The following is a 17,997-nucleotide window of genomic DNA, read 5'->3' as shown; positions in this document are numbered from 1 at the left end:
GGGTGAAAACCTCGCACCGGCCCGGCCGGAGGGCCTGGACAGGTTCGACACTGTAGGCTCAGCGCGGCTGGCGCAACTGATCCAGCGCGTCACAGAAGGAACAGAGATCGTTCCGCACAATCGCCCGAATCTCCTCCAAAACCGGCCGATAAGCCGGAGCCGCCCGCCCACCCACCAAAACCGCCACCGCGCCCGGCAAGAGTTCGCGAAGCCGGCGCAGTTCCTCCGGCAACAGCGGGTCATCGGCCGGATACACAATGCTTAACGCCACCGCCCGCGCCCCGCTTTGCAGGGCTGCCCCGGCAATCTCCGCAGCCGGCAGATTGCACCCGAGTTGGATCGCACGCCAGCCCACCTGCGCCGCGGCCGCACCCGCCAGCAGGGCCCCCAGCTCATGCATCTGACCGGAGGGCGTCCCCACCACCAGCCGGGGTGCCTGCGCCGGCAACCGGGGCTCAAACCCTCCCAAAAACACACGCAACACGCCGCTCAGGAAATGCTCGTGCGCCGCCATCAATGTACCCACCCGCCACCGGCACCCCACCTCCTCGATCAGCGCAGTCGCCACGCGACAGAGAAAGCCCCTGTGCCCGACGGTGACCAGGGCCCGGTTCAACACCCGCTTCAGCCCCGCCTCGTCAAACGCCTCCACCCGTTGCAGGGCCTCTTGGACGAACGCACAGGCACCGCCGGGTTTCGCCGCCGGAGACTCCACGTCTCCGTTGGAGCCCGGTTCCACTAAGAGCTGCAACCGATCCTCGGGCAACCGCGCAATGCAACCGATCGGATGCCCCGCCGCCACGGCCCGGGCCAACCAGTGCAACCGCTGTACCTCCCGCTCCGTGTAAAGTCGCCGCCTCGAGTCCGTCCGACGGGGTTGAACCGCACCGTAACGTTTTTCCCACACACGAATCACATGCGGACTCAAACCGGTCCGTTCCGCCACCACCCGAATCGTGTAACAGGGCGTGTCCAATGCGGACTCAACCCTCTCCAGGCCCGATTGTTTCAGCCCTTCAGCACCTGCCATGTCGCTCCCACCTTGACCTGCGGCCCCACCCACCCTGATCGCCCCGGACGCTCCAACGCCCGGGCCCCAGCCCCGGATCGGCCCCGACTGTTCAACCCCGCAGGCGCGGTCCCCCCGGCTCCAACGCATCCCGGGCGCCCTGCAATGTTAGACAAATCCTATGCTCCGCCCTGCACGGCCCGACTCCGGGACCGCGGTAGTCCGAATGTAACCAGCTCATGTTGAATATGTTACGACCGTGCAACGCTTTTTGTCGTCACGAGCGACAAAATATTTGAACAAAAAATTGACTGCAACCATCGAATCTTGTAGTCGTGGTGGTGGTGACTGGGCCACCGGTCCACGAGCCCAATAGAGTCCACAGCAATGCGAATCGTTACCAACAAAAAGAACTCCGGGCGCTCAACCAGGGCAGCCTCCAATGCGCGTCCTGCCCGTCAGGTGCGGCCGCGAGGGCTTGTGCCCGCAAAGGTACGCAATCGGAGTCGCAAATCCAGCGCTACCACTAAGAAAAATCAGGTCATTCAACCGATCCCTCAGGAACCCAAATCCACCGTACCGGAACCTGCCCCGGGTTCGGCGGCTGCGACTGCGTCGACCGACGAGACCGTGGTTCCCCGGTCGCCCGACCTCCCCGAGGAACTCCAGGGCCTGCCCCACGAGACTGCCAGCGCGATCACGCTCTACATGCGCGAAGCCGGGCAGGTACCCCTCTTGACCCCGGAGCAGGAGGTGGAACTGGCCGCCCGCATCAAGCAGGGTGACGAAGCAGCGCGTGAACACATGATCCGCGCCAACCTGCGGCTCGTGGTCAAAATCGCCCGCGAATACGAGGGGCTGGGTCTGCCGCTGCTGGACCTCATCAACGAGGGCAATATCGGCCTCATGAAAGCCGTGGAACGGTTCGACCCGGCCAAAGGGGGCAAGCTTTCCACTTACAGCTCGTGGTGGATCAAACAATCCATCCGTCGTGCTCTGGCCAACCAGGGCAAAACCATCCGGCTGCCCGTCCACGTGGCCGACAAGATTTACCACATGCGGCTGGCCGAATTGCGATTGCAAGAGGCCCTCGGCCGTGAACCCACCGAGGAGGAGCTGGCCCAGGAACTCAAGACCACGCCGCGCAAGGTCGCTGCGCTGCGATCGGCAGCAGTGCGTCCCGCTTCGCTGGACGCTCCGCTGGGGGACGAGGACAGCAGCCGGCTGGGCGAGGTGGTCCCGGACGAATCCTCGCCCAACCCCGCCGAGATCCTCGAGCGCCGCACCACCGCGGCCAAGGTCCTGGAGCTGGTAAACCGCCTCCCCGAACGTGAGGCCACCATCTTGCGTTACCGGTTCGGCCTGCATGGCGGACCGGAGAAAACCCTCGAAGAAGTGGGCCGAAAGTTCGGCGTCACCCGCGAGCGGGTGCGTCAGCTCCAAAACCTGGCGCTCAACAAACTGCGCCGCATGTTGGAGGAGGACCTGCACGCCCTGGGCCTCTCAACTTGAGGCCAACCGGGGGGCTGGCGAAACCTTCCAGGGACCGCACAAACCCTGCGCCTGCAGCTTGGGGATCACCCCACACTTTTGTCTGCCTTCCGGTGACGCCACCGTTGGCACGGAACGGTTCCCCGGCACCATGGGTTCCCGGCAATAAAGTTGCCGGCGTGCGGTCCCCACAGGTAGCCTGAACCCGTCATGTGGCGCCTCTGGTTGGGGTTTTGTCTGTGCTGGCTGCTGTTCGGGCCCATGAAGGGGCTTGCCCAACAGGGACCCGATCAGCAGTACGTCCACATCTATTCGACCATCCAGGAGGGAGACCGGCTGTTGGCCCGGGGACAACCTCGAGCCGCCTTGAACAAATACCTCGAAGCCCGCGAGGCCCTGCAACGACTCGAAAAAAGCTGGCCCGACTGGAACCCGCGCATCGTCCGATTCCGGCTCCAATACCTCGCCGAACAAATCGCCCGCGCCACGGCCGCCTCGCCCGCGGGCCCTGCGACGCCCCTGCCCGAGCCCTCCCCAGCTCCACCCACTCCCTCCACACCTGAGCCCGATCCGGCCCTGCTGCGCGAAATCGAATCCCTCCGGCAACAGGTGGCCCAACTCCAGGCGGACAAGGCCCTCTTGGAAGCCCGCCTTCGCGAAGCCCTTTCCGTCCAGCCTGCCGCAACCGACCCCAGGGAACTCGCCCGTGCCGAGGCCCGCATCCGCGACCTGGAAAAGGAGCGCGACCTCCTCAAGGCAGCTCTCGAGGATCAACAGCGGCGGCTCACCGCAGCCGATCGCTCCGCCGAGATCCAGCAACTCCAGCGCGAACTTGAACAAACCCGGCGTGAACTGGCCGAGCAAACCGAGCTTGCCCGCCGCCTCGCTCGCGACAAGGCCGCCGCCGAAGAACAGCTCACCGCGCACGGCCTCACCGCCGCCCGGGAACTCCAACAGGCCCGCAAACGCATCGCAGCGCTCGAGCAGGAACTGGCCGCGCTGCGGGCGCAACCTGCCACACCCCCGACCGCCCCGCCCGACGTCCTCGCCCTCCAGCAGGAACTTCAACAGCTCCAGCAACGCCTGGCCGAACAAACCGGCCGCGCCGAGGCCCTCGCACGCGAAAACGAACGGCTCCAACAGCAACTGGCCGCCCTGACCTCAACCCCCGCCGACAAGGCTGCCCTGGACAAACTCCAACAAGCCCTGTCTGAAACCCAGCGGCAACTTCGGGAACAGGAAAACCTGAGCCAACAGCTCACCACGGAGAAGACCCGTTTGCTTGCCCGTCTCGAAGAACTTCGTGCCCGGACCGAAGCCCTCGAAACCCTGCGCGCCGAAAATGCCTTGCTCAAACAGCAACTGGCCAACCTCACCGCCGATGCAGCCGCCCGGACCAACACGCTCGAAGAATCGCGTCAGGCCCGGCTCCGGCTGGCCACCCTTCAGTCCGACCTCGAGATCCTGCGGCTCGAACGCGCCGCCCTGGAACAGCGACTCGTAACGGCACGGAGCAACGAAACCGCCCTCGTGCGGGAAAGCACCGAGACCATCGCCAACCTCCGCGCCCGCCTCGCCGCCCTGGAAGCCGATCCGGTGCCGTTCACCCCGGAAGAACTGGCCCTCCTGCGCGCGCCTGCACCAACCCTGTTGCCCGCCGCTGCCGCCAAGCCCTCCTCACCGCCCTCGTCTATAGGACCGAGCCCCGTCCCCGCTCCCGTCACCGCGGTCAACCCGCGCGAAATTGAGGACGTCCTCGAACGCGCCCGCCGCGCCTTCGATCAAGACAACCTCGAGGAGGCCGCCCGTCTGTGCCGCGAGGTGCTTCAGCAGGTGCCCCGGCACCCGATCGCCCTCGCCAATCTCGCCCTGGTCAGCCTCCGGCAAAACCGGCCGGACGAAGCCCGAACTCATGCCGAAGCCGCTCTTGAACAAGCCCCCGACAACGCCCGGGTGCGGTCGGTGCTCGGCCAGGTCCTTCTTCAGACCGGCCGGTACGACGAGGCCCTCAACCAGTTCAGCCGCGCCGCCGAATTGGATCCCCGCAATGCCGAAATCCAGAATTACCTGGGCCTGGCCCTGAGCCATCAGGGACACCGTGCCGCCGCTGAATCCGCCTTCCGCCGCGCCATTTTGCTCCAACCCGGCTACGCCGCCGCCCACCACAACCTGGCCGTTTTCTACCTGCACCGGGATCCCCCGTTGCTCGAACTGGCGCGCTGGCATTACCAAAAGGCCCGCGCCGCCGGGTTCCCCCCCAATCCGGAACTGGAATCGGCCCTGGCCCGCACCGAGCCGCCTCCGCCCGGCTGACCCGCGTCCCAACCCGGAAGAACATCCGGTCCCCAACCCGGACCGCACCCCTGCCATCGGGGACATACCCGCGCCCCTCACGCCCTCATTGCCGCCCTTCGATTCGCCCTGCACACTGGCTCGCACACGATGGTAGCCCGCGTCATCCTCGAAGTGGCCCTGGGCAGGGAGCTCGATTACCTTGTGCCCTCCGAATTGGAAGGCCAAATCAAGCCCGGCACACGTGTGGAGGTGCCTCTGGGACGCAGAAAGGCCTTCGGCCTGGTGACCGAAGTCGCCAAAGATTCCCCTTCACCCAACCTCAAACCCATTCTGCGCGTCGTTGCAACACCCTCCCTCGTGACGCCGACCGTCCTCCGACTCGCCCGCTGGATCGCAGAATACTACTGTTGTCCGCCCGAGGTCGCCTTTCGCAGTGTATTGCCCGGAGCGGTGCGGCATCCGGACGCCGACTGGCGCCGGCGCCTCTACGTAAGGCTCACCCCGCCCCAAGGGCCGCTCCCCCGACTTTCCCCGCGTCAGAAGGAAATCCTGCACGTGGTCGAGGAACGCCGGGCCCTGCCACTGACCGAACTCCAGCAGCTGACCGGTGCCAACGTGGCCACCATCCGCCGGCTCGAGGACAAAGGACTGGTGGAAATCGTCCCGCAGATCGAAGAACGCGACCCGTGGGCCCGTGAACAGATCCTCCCCACCACGCCCCTCACCCTCAACGAGGCCCAGTCCCAAGCCGTGCGCGCCATCGTGGAAGCGCTCGACCGCCTGACCCCCCGACCCGCGGCGGTGTCCGACCCCTCCCCGGACGCCCGGCCCGGCGCCCCCGCTTCGCCCGGAGTCTTCCTCCTCCACGGCGTCACCGGCAGCGGCAAAACCGAGGTCTACCTTCAGGCCATCGCAGCCGCGCTGGAACGGGGCAGGGGCGCCATCGTGCTCGTGCCGGAAATCTCCCTCACCCCGCAAACGGTCGAGCGATTCAAGGCCCGCTTCTGCACCGGCCCCCTGCGCACCCTGGTCGCCGTACTTCACAGCCACCTCTCCGCCGGCGAACGCCACGACGAATGGCACAAGATCCGTCAGGGCCGCGCCCGCATCGTCATCGGGGCCCGATCGGCCATCTTCGCTCCGGTCCAGAACCCGGGCCTTATCATCGTGGACGAGGAACATGAACCCACCTACAAACAGGAGGAAGCGCCCCGATACCACGCCCGCGACTTGGCCGTCGTCCGCGGTCGACTCGAGCCGGCCGTCGTTGTCCTGGGTTCGGCCACACCCTCCCTGGAGAGCTATCACAACGCGCGCCAGGGGAAATACACCCTCCTCACGCTGCCCGAACGGGTGGATGCCCGCAAAATGCCGCGCGTGCGCGTGGTGGACATGCGCGCCGCGCTCCGTTCCAACCGCGGCGTCACCATGTTTTCTCCCCAACTCCGGGAGGCCATCCTCCAACGGCTGGAACGCGGGGAACAGGTCATCCTCTTCCTCAACCGGCGCGGTTACGCCACCGCCCTGCAATGCCCCAAGTGCGGTTTCGTAGCCCAATGCCCCAATTGCAGCGTGGCCTTCACCTATCACCGCGCCGGCCAGCGTCTCCTCTGCCACATCTGCGGGGAAAGCCGGACCGTGCCCGCCGCCTGTCCCAACCCCCGCTGCGGCGACCCGGCCATCCGGTACGCCGGCATGGGCACCCAACGGGTCGAAGAAGCGCTGCTGCGCCTGTTCCCCACCGCCCGCGTCCAGCGCATGGACTCGGACATCCTCCAGCGCAAGGAGGAGTACCGTCGCATCCTCGGCGAGTTCCGCGCCGGCAAAATTGACATCCTCGTCGGTACCCAGATGATCGCCAAGGGCCTCCACTTCCCCAACGTCACTCTCGTGGGAATTGTCCACGCCGATCTGACCCTGCACCAACCGGACTTCCGCGCCGCCGAAAGAACCTTTCAGTTGCTCACCCAGGTGGCCGGTCGGGCCGGCCGGGGGGACATCGAAGGCGAGGTCATCGTCCAATCCTTCACCCCTTACCATCCGGCCATCCAGTACGCCCGCCGGCACGATTTCGAGGGCTTTTACGAACAGGAAATCGAGTTCCGCTCCCAATTGCGCTACCCTCCCTTCACCCGTGTTGCCCTGCTGACCGTGCGCGGACGAAACGAGGAAAAGGTCCGGTTTGTGGCCTCGCACCTCCGGCGCGAACTGGAAACGCACCTGGCCGGCTGGGACGACCTCATCATGTCCGGACCCGCACCCGCGCCCCTGGAGCGCGCGCAATCCTACTACCGTCACCACCTCATGCTTCGAACCCGCCGCATGCTCCAACTTGCCCGCGAACTGGCCCGCTGGCTCCACCAGGTCCGGTTGCCCGAGGATGTCCGGCTCACCGTGGACGTGGACCCGGTCAACCTTCTATAAAGCCCGCGCCGTCCGGGCCCCACCCTTCCTCCCCCAGCACAGCCTCGTCCACACCCCCGCCACGCAAGAACTCAACAAACATCGGAAACGGTCGGGCCGCAAAAACCCACCGGCGCTCCCGCCACCAAAACGACAATCCCGCCGCATGCAACGCTTGGGCCGGCAAAATCAGACGCACCCGATCCTCCGGCGTCAACCGCCCCTCCACAAACGCCAGATACAGGCCCGGATCACCCCCGTACAGCTTGTCCCCCACCACGGGATGCCCCAGGTGCGCCAGGTGGATCCGCAACTGATGCTTCCGACCTGTCCCGGGCCACAACCGCACCAAACTGAACGGTCGCGGCTCGCTCACAGGAGTTGTGCCCGCACGTTCCCCCACCGGTGAAGCCGCCGCTTCGTCTTCCCACCAGCCCGGATCCGGCCTCAACGGGATCGGCCGTTCAAACCGGCATAGGACCTCGTAGTCGGTCACCGCCGGTACCCCCGTGGCTACGACGCGGTCCTTGATGGTGACGGGACTTTCCGGATCCGGGCCCAGCGGCGCTTCGATCCGTCCCCGATCGTCCCTCACATGCCCGTGCACGATCGCCAAATAAACCTTTTGCACCGCCCGACCCTCCATCAGCTTGCCCAGCTCGGAGGCCGTTTCGCGCCGCTTGGCCACCAACACCAGCCCGCTCGTTTCCCGGTCCAGTCGGTTCACCAGGTGCGGCGTCGCCTCCGGACCGCCCCGCAACCGTAGTTGCTCCACCAAACTGGAGCGACCATCCGGCTTCGTCGGATGACACACCAACCCGGGCGGCTTGTTCACCACCAGCAACTCGTCGTCCTCGTAAACCACCGGCAAGGGAATGGTCGTCACCTTTGCTTCCATGGATCCTTCAAGTTGACAACCCTCGCTCGTTCCGTCCAACTCCGAAACACGCAGACCCACGGCGTTCCGGCCCCGCCCACCAGCACCATCTCGCCCCTACAAGACCATGCCGCCCTTTCCCACAAGCGGACGCAACCCCCGCATGACCCGCGGGTTCAACCGAAGATTGGCGCACCTGCCCGGTCCATGGTACTAAATGGGCGGTGTTTCTCTGGTGGACAAGGAAGGCCCGTCCCCTCTCGCCCATGGCACGGTTCGGGCGATTCGTGTTGCTCGAGCGTGTCAAAAGCGGCGGGATGGCGGAGATCTGGTTGGCCCGCGACGACGCGCATCATCACTATGCCCTGCGCGTCATGCACGCCGCGCTGGAATCGCGCCGCGCCGCCCGACGTCGCTTCCTCCACGGTTGCAAGGTGCTCGCCGACCTCCAACCGCACCCGTTCATCGTCCGGTACTACGAACACGGCCGCCAGGACGGCCGCCATTACCTCCTGATGGAGTACGTGGAGGGCGAAAACCTCAAGGAACGCGCCGCCCGCATGGACCCTGTGGTGACCGAGCATATCGCCCAAATCCTCCTCGACATGGCCGCCGCCCTCGAACACATGCACAACCGCGGCTATATGCACCTCGATTTCAAACCCGAAAACGTCCTCATCACACCCGGCGCCAGCATCCGCCTGGTGGATTTCGACATCGCCCAGCCCATCCCCAGAACCCCCGTCCGACTCGACCGCAACCCCGGCACCCCTTCCTACATGGCCCCGGAACAGCTCCTGCACCAGCCCCTCGACCAGCGGGTGGACATCTTCGCCTACGGCGTCACCGCCTACGAATTGCTCACCCACCAGAAGCCCTTCGAAGGCAGCTCCCCGGATGAAATCCTCCGCAGCCAACAGGACCCAACCCGACTTCGCCCCCCGCGCGAACTCAACCCCGACGTGCCGCCCGCCCTGGAGCGCATCCTCCTCCGATGTCTCCAACCCGACCCCAACCGGCGCTACGCCCTCATGAGCCATCTCCGGCACGACCTCGAGCAGGTCTTGTATCGCTGAGCCGGATCCCCTGACCTCGAGACATCCCCGGGCCCGGCAGGGCGGGCATCCCTGCCGGATCGCAGGTGTCCCCATCCACCCCGCCCGTGCGAGCCTCCCTGCCGGCGCTTCAGCAAAAAGGCGCCCCTGCGAATCCCGCGACAAACCGGCGCGGTGTACCCCGGACGCCGGACCGGCGCTGTCCCGCCGCGTGAGTCTCCGCCCTCTGCGACCAACCAAACGCAACGCACTCCATTCCGACCGCTGATGTCGCCAACATCAGGGGACGGTTGACCGGGACCCTGCCGGCCCGGTCTCGCCTGTTCGGCACTCTCCGCGACCTGCTGATAGCTTCATCATCAAATCACGATGAGTTGATGATTGAACTTGCCGCCTCCGAACCCCGTGCCTATCTTCCAGGCCATGGAACCGAGTCGCTGCCAGTCCGCGACCGAACTCGAATCGCTTCTGCACCGGCGCATCGTCCTTCTGGACGGCGCCATGGGCACCCTCATCCAGCAGCAGGGTCTGAACGAAAGCGATGTCCGCGGCGAGCGATTCCAGCACCACACCGGCAAACCCCTCAAGGGCAATCACGATCTCCTCGTCCTCACCCGGCCCGAGTTGATCCTGTCCCTCCACCGCCAGTACCTGGAAGCCGGCGCCGACATCATTGAAACCAACACCTTTTCCTCCACCACCATCGGCCAGCACGAGTTTTTCGGGCCGGCACCCGCCGGACCGCGCAAGGACGAGGACTACTTCGAGCAGGTGGTTTCGGATCCCGGCCTGCGCCAGCTGGTCGCCGATCTGAACCTTGCCGCCGCGCGCCTGGCCCGCCGGGCCGCCGACGAGATCAGCCATCGGACCGGGTCCCCACGATTTGTCGCCGGGGCCATCGGCCCCATGCCCGTCACCGCCAGCCTGTCGCCCGATGTCAGTGACGCCGGCTTTCGCGCCGTCAATTTCGACCAGCTGCGACGCGCCTACCGCGACCAGATCGAAGCCCTCATCGCCGGCGGGGTGGACCTGCTGCTGATCGAAACCATCTTCGACACCCTCAACGCCAAGGCCGCCGTGTTCGCAGCCGAGGAGGTGTTCGAGTCGCTGGGCCGGCGCCTGCCCCTCATGATCTCCGGCACCATCACGGATCGTTCCGGCCGCACCCTCATCGGCCAGACGCTGGAGGCGTTCTGGATCTCCATCGAACACGCCAGGCCCCTGACCATCGGACTCAACTGCGCCCTCGGTCCCCGTGAAATGCGCCCCTTTGCCGAGGAACTGGCCCGCTTGGCCCCCGTCTACACCTGTTTCTACCCCAATGCAGGATTGCCGGACCCGCTTTCGCCCACCGGGTTTCCGGAAACCCCGGAAAGCCTCGCCACCCAGTTACAGGAATGGGCCCGGGCCGGCTGGGTCAACATCCTCGGTGGCTGCTGCGGCACCACGCCCGCTCACATCCGACGACTCGCCGAGGCCGTGCGCGATTGCCCGCCCCGTACAATCCCCCAGGTCCCGCGCACCCTGCGCCTCAGCGGACTCGAACCGCTCAAGTTCACCCCCGAAACCAATTTCGTAAACATTGGCGAGCGCACCAACGTGGCCGGCTCACCCAAATTCGCGCGGCTGATCCGCGAGGGCGACTACGCCGGTGCGGTGGCCATCGCCCGGCAACAGGTCGAGTCCGGCGCCCAGGCCCTCGACGTGTGCATGGATGAGGCCCTGCTGGACGGCGTCCGGGCCATGACCCGGTTCCTTCGCCTGTTGCTCAGCGAACCGGACGTCGCGCGCGTTCCCATCATGGTGGACTCCTCCAACTGGGCCGTGCTGGAAGCCGGCCTGCGCTGTCTGCCCGGCAAGGGCATCGTCAACTCGCTCTCCCTCAAGGAAGGTGAGGAGAAATTCCTCCAACTGGCACGGCAGGTCCGTCGTTACGGGGCTGCCCTCGTGGTCATGGCGTTCGACGAGCGCGGTCAGGCCGACACCTTCGAACGCAAGATCGAGGTTTGCCGTCGCAGCTACGAATTGTTGACGCAAAAGGCCGGTTTTCCCCCGGAGGACATCATCTTTGACCCCAACGTCCTCACCGTCGGCACCGGCATCGAGGAACACGCCAACTACGCCGTGGACTTCATCCGTGCCACCCGTTGGATCAAGGAGAACCTGCCGGGCTCACGCGTCAGCGGCGGCATCAGCAACGTCTCGTTCAGCTTCCGCGGCAACAACCAGGTCCGCGAAGCCATGCACAGCGTCTTCCTCTACCACGCCATCCGCGCCGGCCTCGACATGGGTATCGTCAACGCCGGCCTGCTGGCCGTGTACGAAGACATCCCCGCCGAGCTGCGCGAACGCGTCGAGGACGTCATCCTCAACCGCAGGCCCGACGCCACGGAACGGCTCATCCAGTACGCCGAACAGCTGAAGGCCGCCGGCATGGCCCGCGGCGGTGAACGCACGGGTGCCTCCGGCACGCCCGAATGGCGTCAATGGCCCGTGGAGGAACGCCTCAAACACGCGCTCATCCACGGGATCGACACCTACATCGAAACCGACACCGAGGAGGCCCGCCAAAAACTCGGTCATCCGCTGGCCGTGATCGAAGGACCGCTCATGGCCGGCATGAACATCGTGGGCGACCTTTTCGGCGCGGGGAAAATGTTCCTGCCCCAGGTGGTCAAATCCGCCCGCGTCATGAAAAAGGCCGTCGCCTGTCTCACCCCCTGGCTGGAGAGGGAAAAGGCGGAACGTCTCGCCGCCGGTCACGCCGTTCAACCCCAGGGCCGGATCGTGCTCGCCACGGTCAAGGGTGACGTGCACGACATCGGCAAAAACATCGTGGGCGTCGTGCTGGCCTGCAACAACTACGAGGTCATTGACCTCGGGGTCATGGTCCCCTGCGAACGCATCCTCGAGACGGCGCGGGAGCGACGGGCCGACATTATCGGCCTGAGCGGGCTCATCACCCCCTCCCTGGACGAAATGGTGCATGTGGCGCGGGAGATGGATCGGCAGGGGTTCACCCAGCCCCTGCTCATCGGCGGGGCCACCACGAGCAAGGCCCACACCGCCGTCAAAATCGCCCCCGCCTATCGCAACCCGGTCATCCACGTCCTGGACGCCAGCCGCGCGGTTCCCGTGGTCAGCCAGCTCCTTCACCCGGAGCAGCGCGAGACTTTCATCCGCCAAATCCGCGAAGAATACGAACAGGTCCGCAGGGCCCATCAAACCCGGCAGCAACCCTTGCTGACCCTCCAGGAAGCCCGCGCCCGCGCCCCCAAACTGGACTACTCCGACCGGCCCCAACCCGAATTCCTCGGCCTCTGCGTCCTGCATCCTGCCGAGGATCCACCGCCCGCCCCTCTGCCGCCAGGGGTCCGTGCCGCCCCCGTCGCCCTGGCCGACCTGGTCCGCTACATCGATTGGTCCCCCTTTTTCCACGCCTGGGAACTGCGCGGCCGGTATCCGGCCATTCTCGACCACCCGCAGCACGGAGCCCAGGCCCGACAACTCTTCGCCGACGCCCGGAAACTCCTGGAACAGATCGTGCACCAACACCGACTCAAACCCCGCGGCGTCTATGGGTTCTTCCCCGCCTGGCGGATCGGTGACGATATCGAGGTCTATGCCGACCCCACCGGCACCCGCCCGCTGGCACGGCTGCATTTCCTCCGCCAGCAAATGCCCAAGGACGACGGTTCGCCGAACTGGTGCCTCGCCGACTTCGTCGCTTCGCCCAACGATGCCGGACCCGGCGGCCCGGACTTTATCGGCGCCTTTGCCGTCACCAGCGGACACGGACTCGAAGCCGTGGTGCGGGAATTCAAAGCCGCCCACGACGACTACCAGGCCATCCTCGCCGAAGCACTCGCGGATCGCCTGGCCGAGGCCTTCGCCGAATGGCTCCACGCCCGCGTCCGACGCGAATGGGGCTACGGCCGGGACGAAAACCTCACACCCGAGGACCTCATCGAGGAACGCTACCGCGGAATCCGACCCGCGGCCGGGTACCCCGCCTGCCCCGATCACACGGAAAAGGCCATCCTCTGGCAGTTGCTCCAGCCCGACACCTGGGCCGACATACGCCTCACCGACTCCTACGCCATGTGGCCCGGAAGTAGCGTCAGCGGACTCTATTTCGCTCACCCCGAGGCCCGGTACTTCGGCGTGGGCAAGATCGGCCCCGACCAACTCCGGGATTACGCCGCCCGAAAAGGCGTCCCAACCGAGGAAATGGCCCGATGGCTGGCCCCGTGGTTGGCCGAAGGCTGAACCCCTCGCACAGGAACGCCCGCTCCACACCTACCGGGCGCCCTGTTCCAACCGGTCAAACATCAAATCCAAAACCCGCGCCTGCAGATAGCTGTTGTCCAAATTCCAACGGGTCACGTCCGGATGCTTCGACCACTTCACCGACCCGTCGGTGAACAGCACGTTGAATCCGCCCTCCCGGGCGTGCGCCCAAAAGTTCAACCCCTGAATCACATCCACCGCAAACAGCTTGTGCGGCTCCAACTGACTCTCCCGCCGATACCGCCGATGGGTGTCGATCGGGCCCGGCTGGTTCCCTGCATTCACCGTGCGCGGATTGTAAAGATAACTCGACCGCACGTCGCCACCCACATCCGTGGTCAATAACGGTGCATAATAACCGCTGCTGAACGGTCCCTCCTTGAACGCCGGACAGAAGAAAATGGTGCCGTCCCCGGTGTACTTGAGCGGATACAGATACCCGCCGTTCTGCCATGTCCAGCCGGGTACCGGAATGTTCTGGGGCGCCTTCGCATTGGCCGGGCCGTTGACCACGTACCGACTGTAATGCGACGCGCTCAGGTCGTCCTCGTTCGGCAACCCCACCCGCCACGGCGGCAGCCGGCCCGCAAAGTCCTGCACATACATCATCGTGCCCTGGCCCAACTGCCGCAGATTGCTCACACAGGACATCCGCTGGGCCTTGGCCTTCGCCCGGGACAGCGCCGGCAACAACATCCCCGCCAATATGGCGATGATGGCAATGACCACCAGCAACTCAATCAGCGTAAATCCTCCGGCCCGAATGGCGACCCGGAACCGCCGATCCGCCGTCGCTACCGTCCGGAGGATCTCACCTTGCCAGCGTCCTGATTTCATGACCCCTTCTCGCGCATCGGGCAATCACGGTTGACCCCGCTGCAGCCGCACCAGCGTCTCCTCCACCGCGGCCCGTTGCGCCGGCGTGAGTTGCGGGTGGCGCAGAAGTTTCTGGAACTGTTCCACCGCCTCCGCCCGGTTCCCCGTCCGGGCCACGCCGAGCGCCTCCTCCAAGAACACCTGAAACGCCGCCGGTGCACCGGCAAACGCCCGGCGCAGATTCTCTTCATCCACCAGGCTTCGTGGACCCGTCCCCGGTTGAGGGCCCGCACCTCCCGCTCCTTCCATCCGGGGTGCAGGGGCTGCTGACCCCGGGTCCGTGACAGCCGATTCCGGCGCCGCACCGGACCCGGCCGCCCTTTCGCCGGACCGGCCGCAACCTGTAACCCACACAACCGTCAAAAGCGTCACCGACACCATTGCCCCCAACCCACGTACGCCCCACCTGCACCCCTGGGCCGGTTGCGTCCTGCCGGCGCATGAGGCGTGCCCATGCCGCTCATTGCTTTGCATCACGAACCAACCTACCTCACCTCCACACACGCGCTATGGCCAATTCTGGTCATGCGGGTCGGTTGTGCCCGTGCCCGTGCAGTCGCCACCACAATGTGTCCTCCGGGTGATCCGGAACTGCACGTTCGCAACTCCGCCCGTCCCGGGCCGGCGTGCAGTGGCACGCCTCCAAGCCCGGGACATCACGAACGGCAGGGTCGATCCGCCCGCACGATAGATTCTGCGATTCCCATTGCAGCACTGCCTGAGAGCCGTGTCTACGAGCCTCATCCGGAGACTTCCCGGAGGCACGCCGGGGCCGGAGCACAGGCCAGCCGGCCCGGGCCTGAACTGTTCCTCCGGACCGGCCTTGCACCGCACAGACCCACGGCCGGGGCGCGTTTGGGCAACAAGCCAACCCTCCAACCGGCTCCGCCGTGCATCCTTGGTTTCACCGTTGGCCGCGTCCCTCCGAGGCGCCCGGGGGAGTGTGATCGTTGCCGTGAAAGCCGTTCCGCCCGTTACCGCGGCCCATCTGCCCGGCCCCCACGACCTCAACCGCACCACGCGGGCTCCGCACCGACCCTTCCAAAACCCGTGGAAAGGCGATCAGGCAGACCCGGAGCCCGTCACCGCACGTAAATCAATGAACCCGGCACATCAAGGCTGCAGCGCCCTTTTGAAGGCAAACAATCCGACAAAACGGACGCATCCCCACCCGCATCCCGCAGCTTTTGCCGTACCGACGCAACCGCGCGGGCCAGGTCGTGTTCATCCCACACCCCCTGCAGCGAACCAGCCCCACGCCAACTGACCGGATGTTCCCTGGCCAGCTCGCGCTGTTCCTCCCGAAACGCATTCAGCTCGTCCAGGGCATCCTTGTACGACGGGAACGCCGGCTCGTTGCGCTTGGCCCGCAGCGCCAGAAACAGGAACATCAACATCTCCGCCGGCGCCAGGTTGATCCGAACCCCGTTGACCTCCAACTCCGACCGTTGCGTATCAAGCGTGAGCTTCAGGTCCTCGGCCGATCGCCGCCGGATCTGGCGCCGACAAAGCTCCACCAGCCGCGTGAACGTCCCGGGCTTACGCCCCAGCTCTTTCACAAGAAACTGCCGCAACGACACAAACGGCACCCAGGCCAGTTCCACCCGGGCCCGTGCCGGGTCGTGGCGCACCCCCGAGGGATCCATCACCGGACCGCCGGGCTGCCCAGGAAACCAGAACCCCGGCAACCCCTCATACGGCTCCGACACCAACACGTGCGTCAGTGCGTCGGTTTCCCGCCCCACCAGCGTCATGCACGCATACAACAGCGCGCTCATCGTCTTGCGTCCGCCCGCAATGGAAACAATCAACCGCGTGTCAGGGTTCTCCACCAACCCCCGAACCTGATCCAACAGGAAGTTCGCCGCCGCTTCATTGTCCGCCCCGGTGCGAATGTCCGCCAGTTCCTCGCTTTCTTGCCGGGTCGGATCCACCCGCGTGATGACCCGAATGTCATCACCGGTCCGACCGAACCGGAGCCGATCCGCCACGGGCAACCCCTCGTGCTCCAGAGCTGTCCGCAGAGCCTCCCAGGGAGCCGCCCCGCCCAGAGCGTCCGAAGGCTCGAACAACCGGCTTAACATCCGCTTTCCCTCGGCCGTCGTCACCGCAATGACCCGATGCGGCACCACCAGGGGCGACCCATCCACCGGATGCGCCAGCGCCCAGATCGTCTCCGTCAGTACCGCCGGCGACATACCGGTCACCGCCAGCAACACCACCTCCCTGTCATCCGGCTCGGCAGGCTCCATACCACCTGACATCTCCACCGCAGCCGTCCCCGGATTCACCGAAGAGGTACCGTCCCCGGTTGCCTTCCGCCCGGCCTGTTTGAGGTCCTTTTGCGACGCAGCTTTCATGGGCCACAGATTCCTTCGACAGGTCCATTCCACTGATGGACACGGTTCCTCGCGACGCCCTGCCCGCCGGCACGCCCTTGCTGTCGCTGTCACCGGCTCACCATGCCCCGGATCATTCCGCCCCGGAACCGTGGTCCACCTTCACGCCCCAAGCTTGAACCAACTGACGTCCGTGGGAAAAGCCTCGGGACCTCCCCGGACCTCCGAGCCCATCCTCCGCGGCGACCGCCCGGAAAAACGCGTGCACGCCGTGGGGTACAAAGCCACTCTGCTGCAACCGCACCACGGTACTCCGACGCCTCCCCACCAGGGCCTTGACAAAGCGCGACCCCGGCGTGCCCGTGCCATCGCCCGGCCTTGCAGTGCAGTTCCGTCCGGGCGTCCCGGCCACACTGTGCACACCCTCCCTGCACCACGAGCACGGCACACCCTGTCCCATGCGAGCCCTCGCGAAATCTCAGGGCCCTGGAATGGTCTGAGAAGGAGCGCCCCATGCACGCCGCAAAGAACAGGGGCCACGCCCGACCGTGCCCCTCCCGCGCGATTGCCGAATCGAAGGCACCCGGCGGCATTTGCCAGCCCGGAAGGGACGGCGTCCTCGCGGTCCGCTAGGAAAGGCAGACACCGGGGCCCGTGCCAAACCTTCAACGCGACCTAATGGCCGGGTGCTCTTCCGAACTCCGACAGGTCGGGAGGGACGGCGTCCCCGCCGTCCGCAAGAGTATTGGGCACAGGGAACTGTGCCCTCCCGCAAGGTCGCATGGGAGGGACCGCGTCCTCGCGGTCCGCAAGAATTGGCGGGCACGGTGGACCGTGCCCCTCCCGCGCGATTGCCAAATGAAGTCGCCCCAACCCATTCGCCAGGTCGGGAGGGATAGCGTCATCGCGGTCCGGGAAAATATCGGCGACGTAGGCCCATCCCGGTCCCGCGCCATCGCCATGTTGGTGTTACCGGGCGGAATCGGCCGGGCCGGGATGGGCCGCATCCTGGCGGTCTGCTGGAACGCGACTGTATATAGCCTGCCAGTCGCAAGCAGGTGTACCGGCCACCCGACTTATTCCAGGGGTAAAAGGCTGCGGAACACTTTGGCGTACACCAACGGCCGCCATGGAGCTCCCGGCACACCTTGTGTCTTATGTTTAGCCGTTCTCTGTGTCCTCTGTGTCTCTGTGGTTCAGTCCTCCATGCCTTCGTGGTGGGGTGGCAAGGGCGAAGATTTTTGCGGTCGCAATTTTTTTGTTGACAGGGTGTGGGGTTGTGGTAGGAGCTGGGTCGACAGTTCCCATGACCTCGGCGTGGCTCAAGCCCGTGTTGAGCGTTGCGGATCCACCCACCCGGAT

Annotated in this window: 10 protein-coding genes; 5 read left to right on the top strand and 5 right to left on the bottom strand. The window is 65.8% G+C overall.

The window, feature by feature from the left end:
• Positions 1 to 58 precede the first annotated feature (58 nt).
• Positions 59 to 1,030 (bottom strand): MerR family transcriptional regulator, encoded by a 972-nt coding sequence (locus G4L39_RS14060; protein WP_165109174.1) that lies wholly within the window; start codon positions 1,028 to 1,030, stop codon positions 59 to 61.
• 609 nt (positions 1,031 to 1,639) lie between these two features.
• Between G4L39_RS14060 and G4L39_RS14055 the strand changes: the two genes are divergently transcribed.
• The 3 genes from G4L39_RS14055 to priA all read left to right on the top strand — a co-directional run bounded on the left by G4L39_RS14055 (position 1,640) and on the right by priA (position 7,219).
• Positions 1,640 to 2,521, top strand: a complete 882-nt coding sequence (locus G4L39_RS14055) for a sigma-70 family RNA polymerase sigma factor (RefSeq protein WP_343203342.1) — start codon at positions 1,640 to 1,642, stop codon at positions 2,519 to 2,521.
• Between the two features lie 189 nt (positions 2,522 to 2,710).
• Positions 2,711 to 4,813, top strand: a complete 2,103-nt coding sequence (locus G4L39_RS14050) for a tetratricopeptide repeat protein (RefSeq protein ID WP_165109172.1) — start codon at positions 2,711 to 2,713, stop codon at positions 4,811 to 4,813.
• Positions 4,814 to 4,942: 129 nt separating this feature from the next.
• Positions 4,943 to 7,219, top strand: coding sequence for a replication restart helicase PriA (gene priA, locus G4L39_RS14045; RefSeq protein WP_165109170.1), 2,277 nt, complete (start codon positions 4,943 to 4,945; stop codon positions 7,217 to 7,219).
• On the opposite strand, the gene G4L39_RS14040 is transcribed toward priA, so the two are convergent.
• Complete coding sequence (locus G4L39_RS14040; protein WP_165109168.1) at positions 7,206 to 8,096, bottom strand: RluA family pseudouridine synthase; 891 nt, start codon at positions 8,094 to 8,096, stop codon at positions 7,206 to 7,208. The genes priA and G4L39_RS14040 overlap by 14 nt on opposite strands.
• A 245-nt stretch (positions 8,097 to 8,341) precedes the next feature.
• Between G4L39_RS14040 and G4L39_RS14035 the strand changes: the two genes are divergently transcribed.
• Together G4L39_RS14035 and metH are read left to right on the top strand one after the other, a co-directional pair.
• Positions 8,342 to 9,151, top strand: coding sequence for a serine/threonine-protein kinase (locus G4L39_RS14035; RefSeq protein ID WP_165109166.1), 810 nt, complete (start codon positions 8,342 to 8,344; stop codon positions 9,149 to 9,151).
• Positions 9,152 to 9,553: 402 nt separating this feature from the next.
• A complete protein-coding gene (gene metH, locus G4L39_RS14030; RefSeq protein WP_165109164.1) occupies positions 9,554 to 13,399 on the top strand; it encodes a methionine synthase in 3,846 nt (1,281 codons plus the stop codon).
• A 30-nt stretch (positions 13,400 to 13,429) separates the two neighbouring features.
• Here the strand turns inward: metH and G4L39_RS14755 are convergent, their stop codons facing one another.
• The 3 genes from G4L39_RS14755 to csm6 form a co-directional block, all read right to left on the bottom strand.
• Positions 13,430 to 14,257 (bottom strand): prepilin-type N-terminal cleavage/methylation domain-containing protein, encoded by an 828-nt coding sequence (locus G4L39_RS14755; RefSeq protein ID WP_205881042.1) that lies wholly within the window; start codon positions 14,255 to 14,257, stop codon positions 13,430 to 13,432.
• Positions 14,258 to 14,281: 24 nt separating this feature from the next.
• Positions 14,282 to 14,491, bottom strand: a complete 210-nt coding sequence (locus tag G4L39_RS14020) for a hypothetical protein (RefSeq protein WP_165109162.1) — start codon at positions 14,489 to 14,491, stop codon at positions 14,282 to 14,284.
• Positions 14,492 to 15,378: 887 nt separating this feature from the next.
• Complete coding sequence (gene csm6 / locus G4L39_RS14015; protein WP_165109160.1) at positions 15,379 to 16,656, bottom strand: CRISPR-associated ring nuclease Csm6; 1,278 nt, start codon at positions 16,654 to 16,656, stop codon at positions 15,379 to 15,381.
• Between the last annotated feature and the right edge of the window lie 1,341 nt (positions 16,657 to 17,997).

The organism is Limisphaera ngatamarikiensis (genome assembly GCF_011044775.1).
In the GTDB taxonomy this organism is placed as follows: Bacteria; Verrucomicrobiota; Verrucomicrobiia; order Limisphaerales; family Limisphaeraceae; genus Limisphaera; species Limisphaera ngatamarikiensis.
Note: the sequence above shows the minus strand (reverse complement) of the source record. Positions and strands in the feature narration are given on the sequence as shown.

Bases quoted from the DNA above. Each gene is read 5' to 3' on its own strand.
- G4L39_RS14060 (WP_165109174.1), bottom strand. From the start codon at position 1,030: ATGGCAGGTGCTGAAGGGCTGAAACAATCGGGCCTGGAGAGGGTTGAG.
- G4L39_RS14050 (WP_165109172.1), top strand. From the start codon at position 2,711: ATGTGGCGCCTCTGGTTGGGGTTTTGTCTGTGCTGGCTGCTGTTCGGG.
- priA (WP_165109170.1), top strand. From the start codon at position 4,943: ATGGTAGCCCGCGTCATCCTCGAAGTGGCCCTGGGCAGGGAGCTCGAT.
- G4L39_RS14040 (WP_165109168.1), bottom strand. From the start codon at position 8,096: ATGGAAGCAAAGGTGACGACCATTCCCTTGCCGGTGGTTTACGAGGAC.
- G4L39_RS14035 (WP_165109166.1), top strand. From the start codon at position 8,342: ATGGCACGGTTCGGGCGATTCGTGTTGCTCGAGCGTGTCAAAAGCGGC.
- metH (WP_165109164.1), top strand. From the start codon at position 9,554: ATGGAACCGAGTCGCTGCCAGTCCGCGACCGAACTCGAATCGCTTCTG.
- G4L39_RS14755 (WP_205881042.1), bottom strand. From the start codon at position 14,257: ATGAAATCAGGACGCTGGCAAGGTGAGATCCTCCGGACGGTAGCGACG.
- csm6 (WP_165109160.1), bottom strand. From the start codon at position 16,656: ATGAAAGCTGCGTCGCAAAAGGACCTCAAACAGGCCGGGCGGAAGGCA.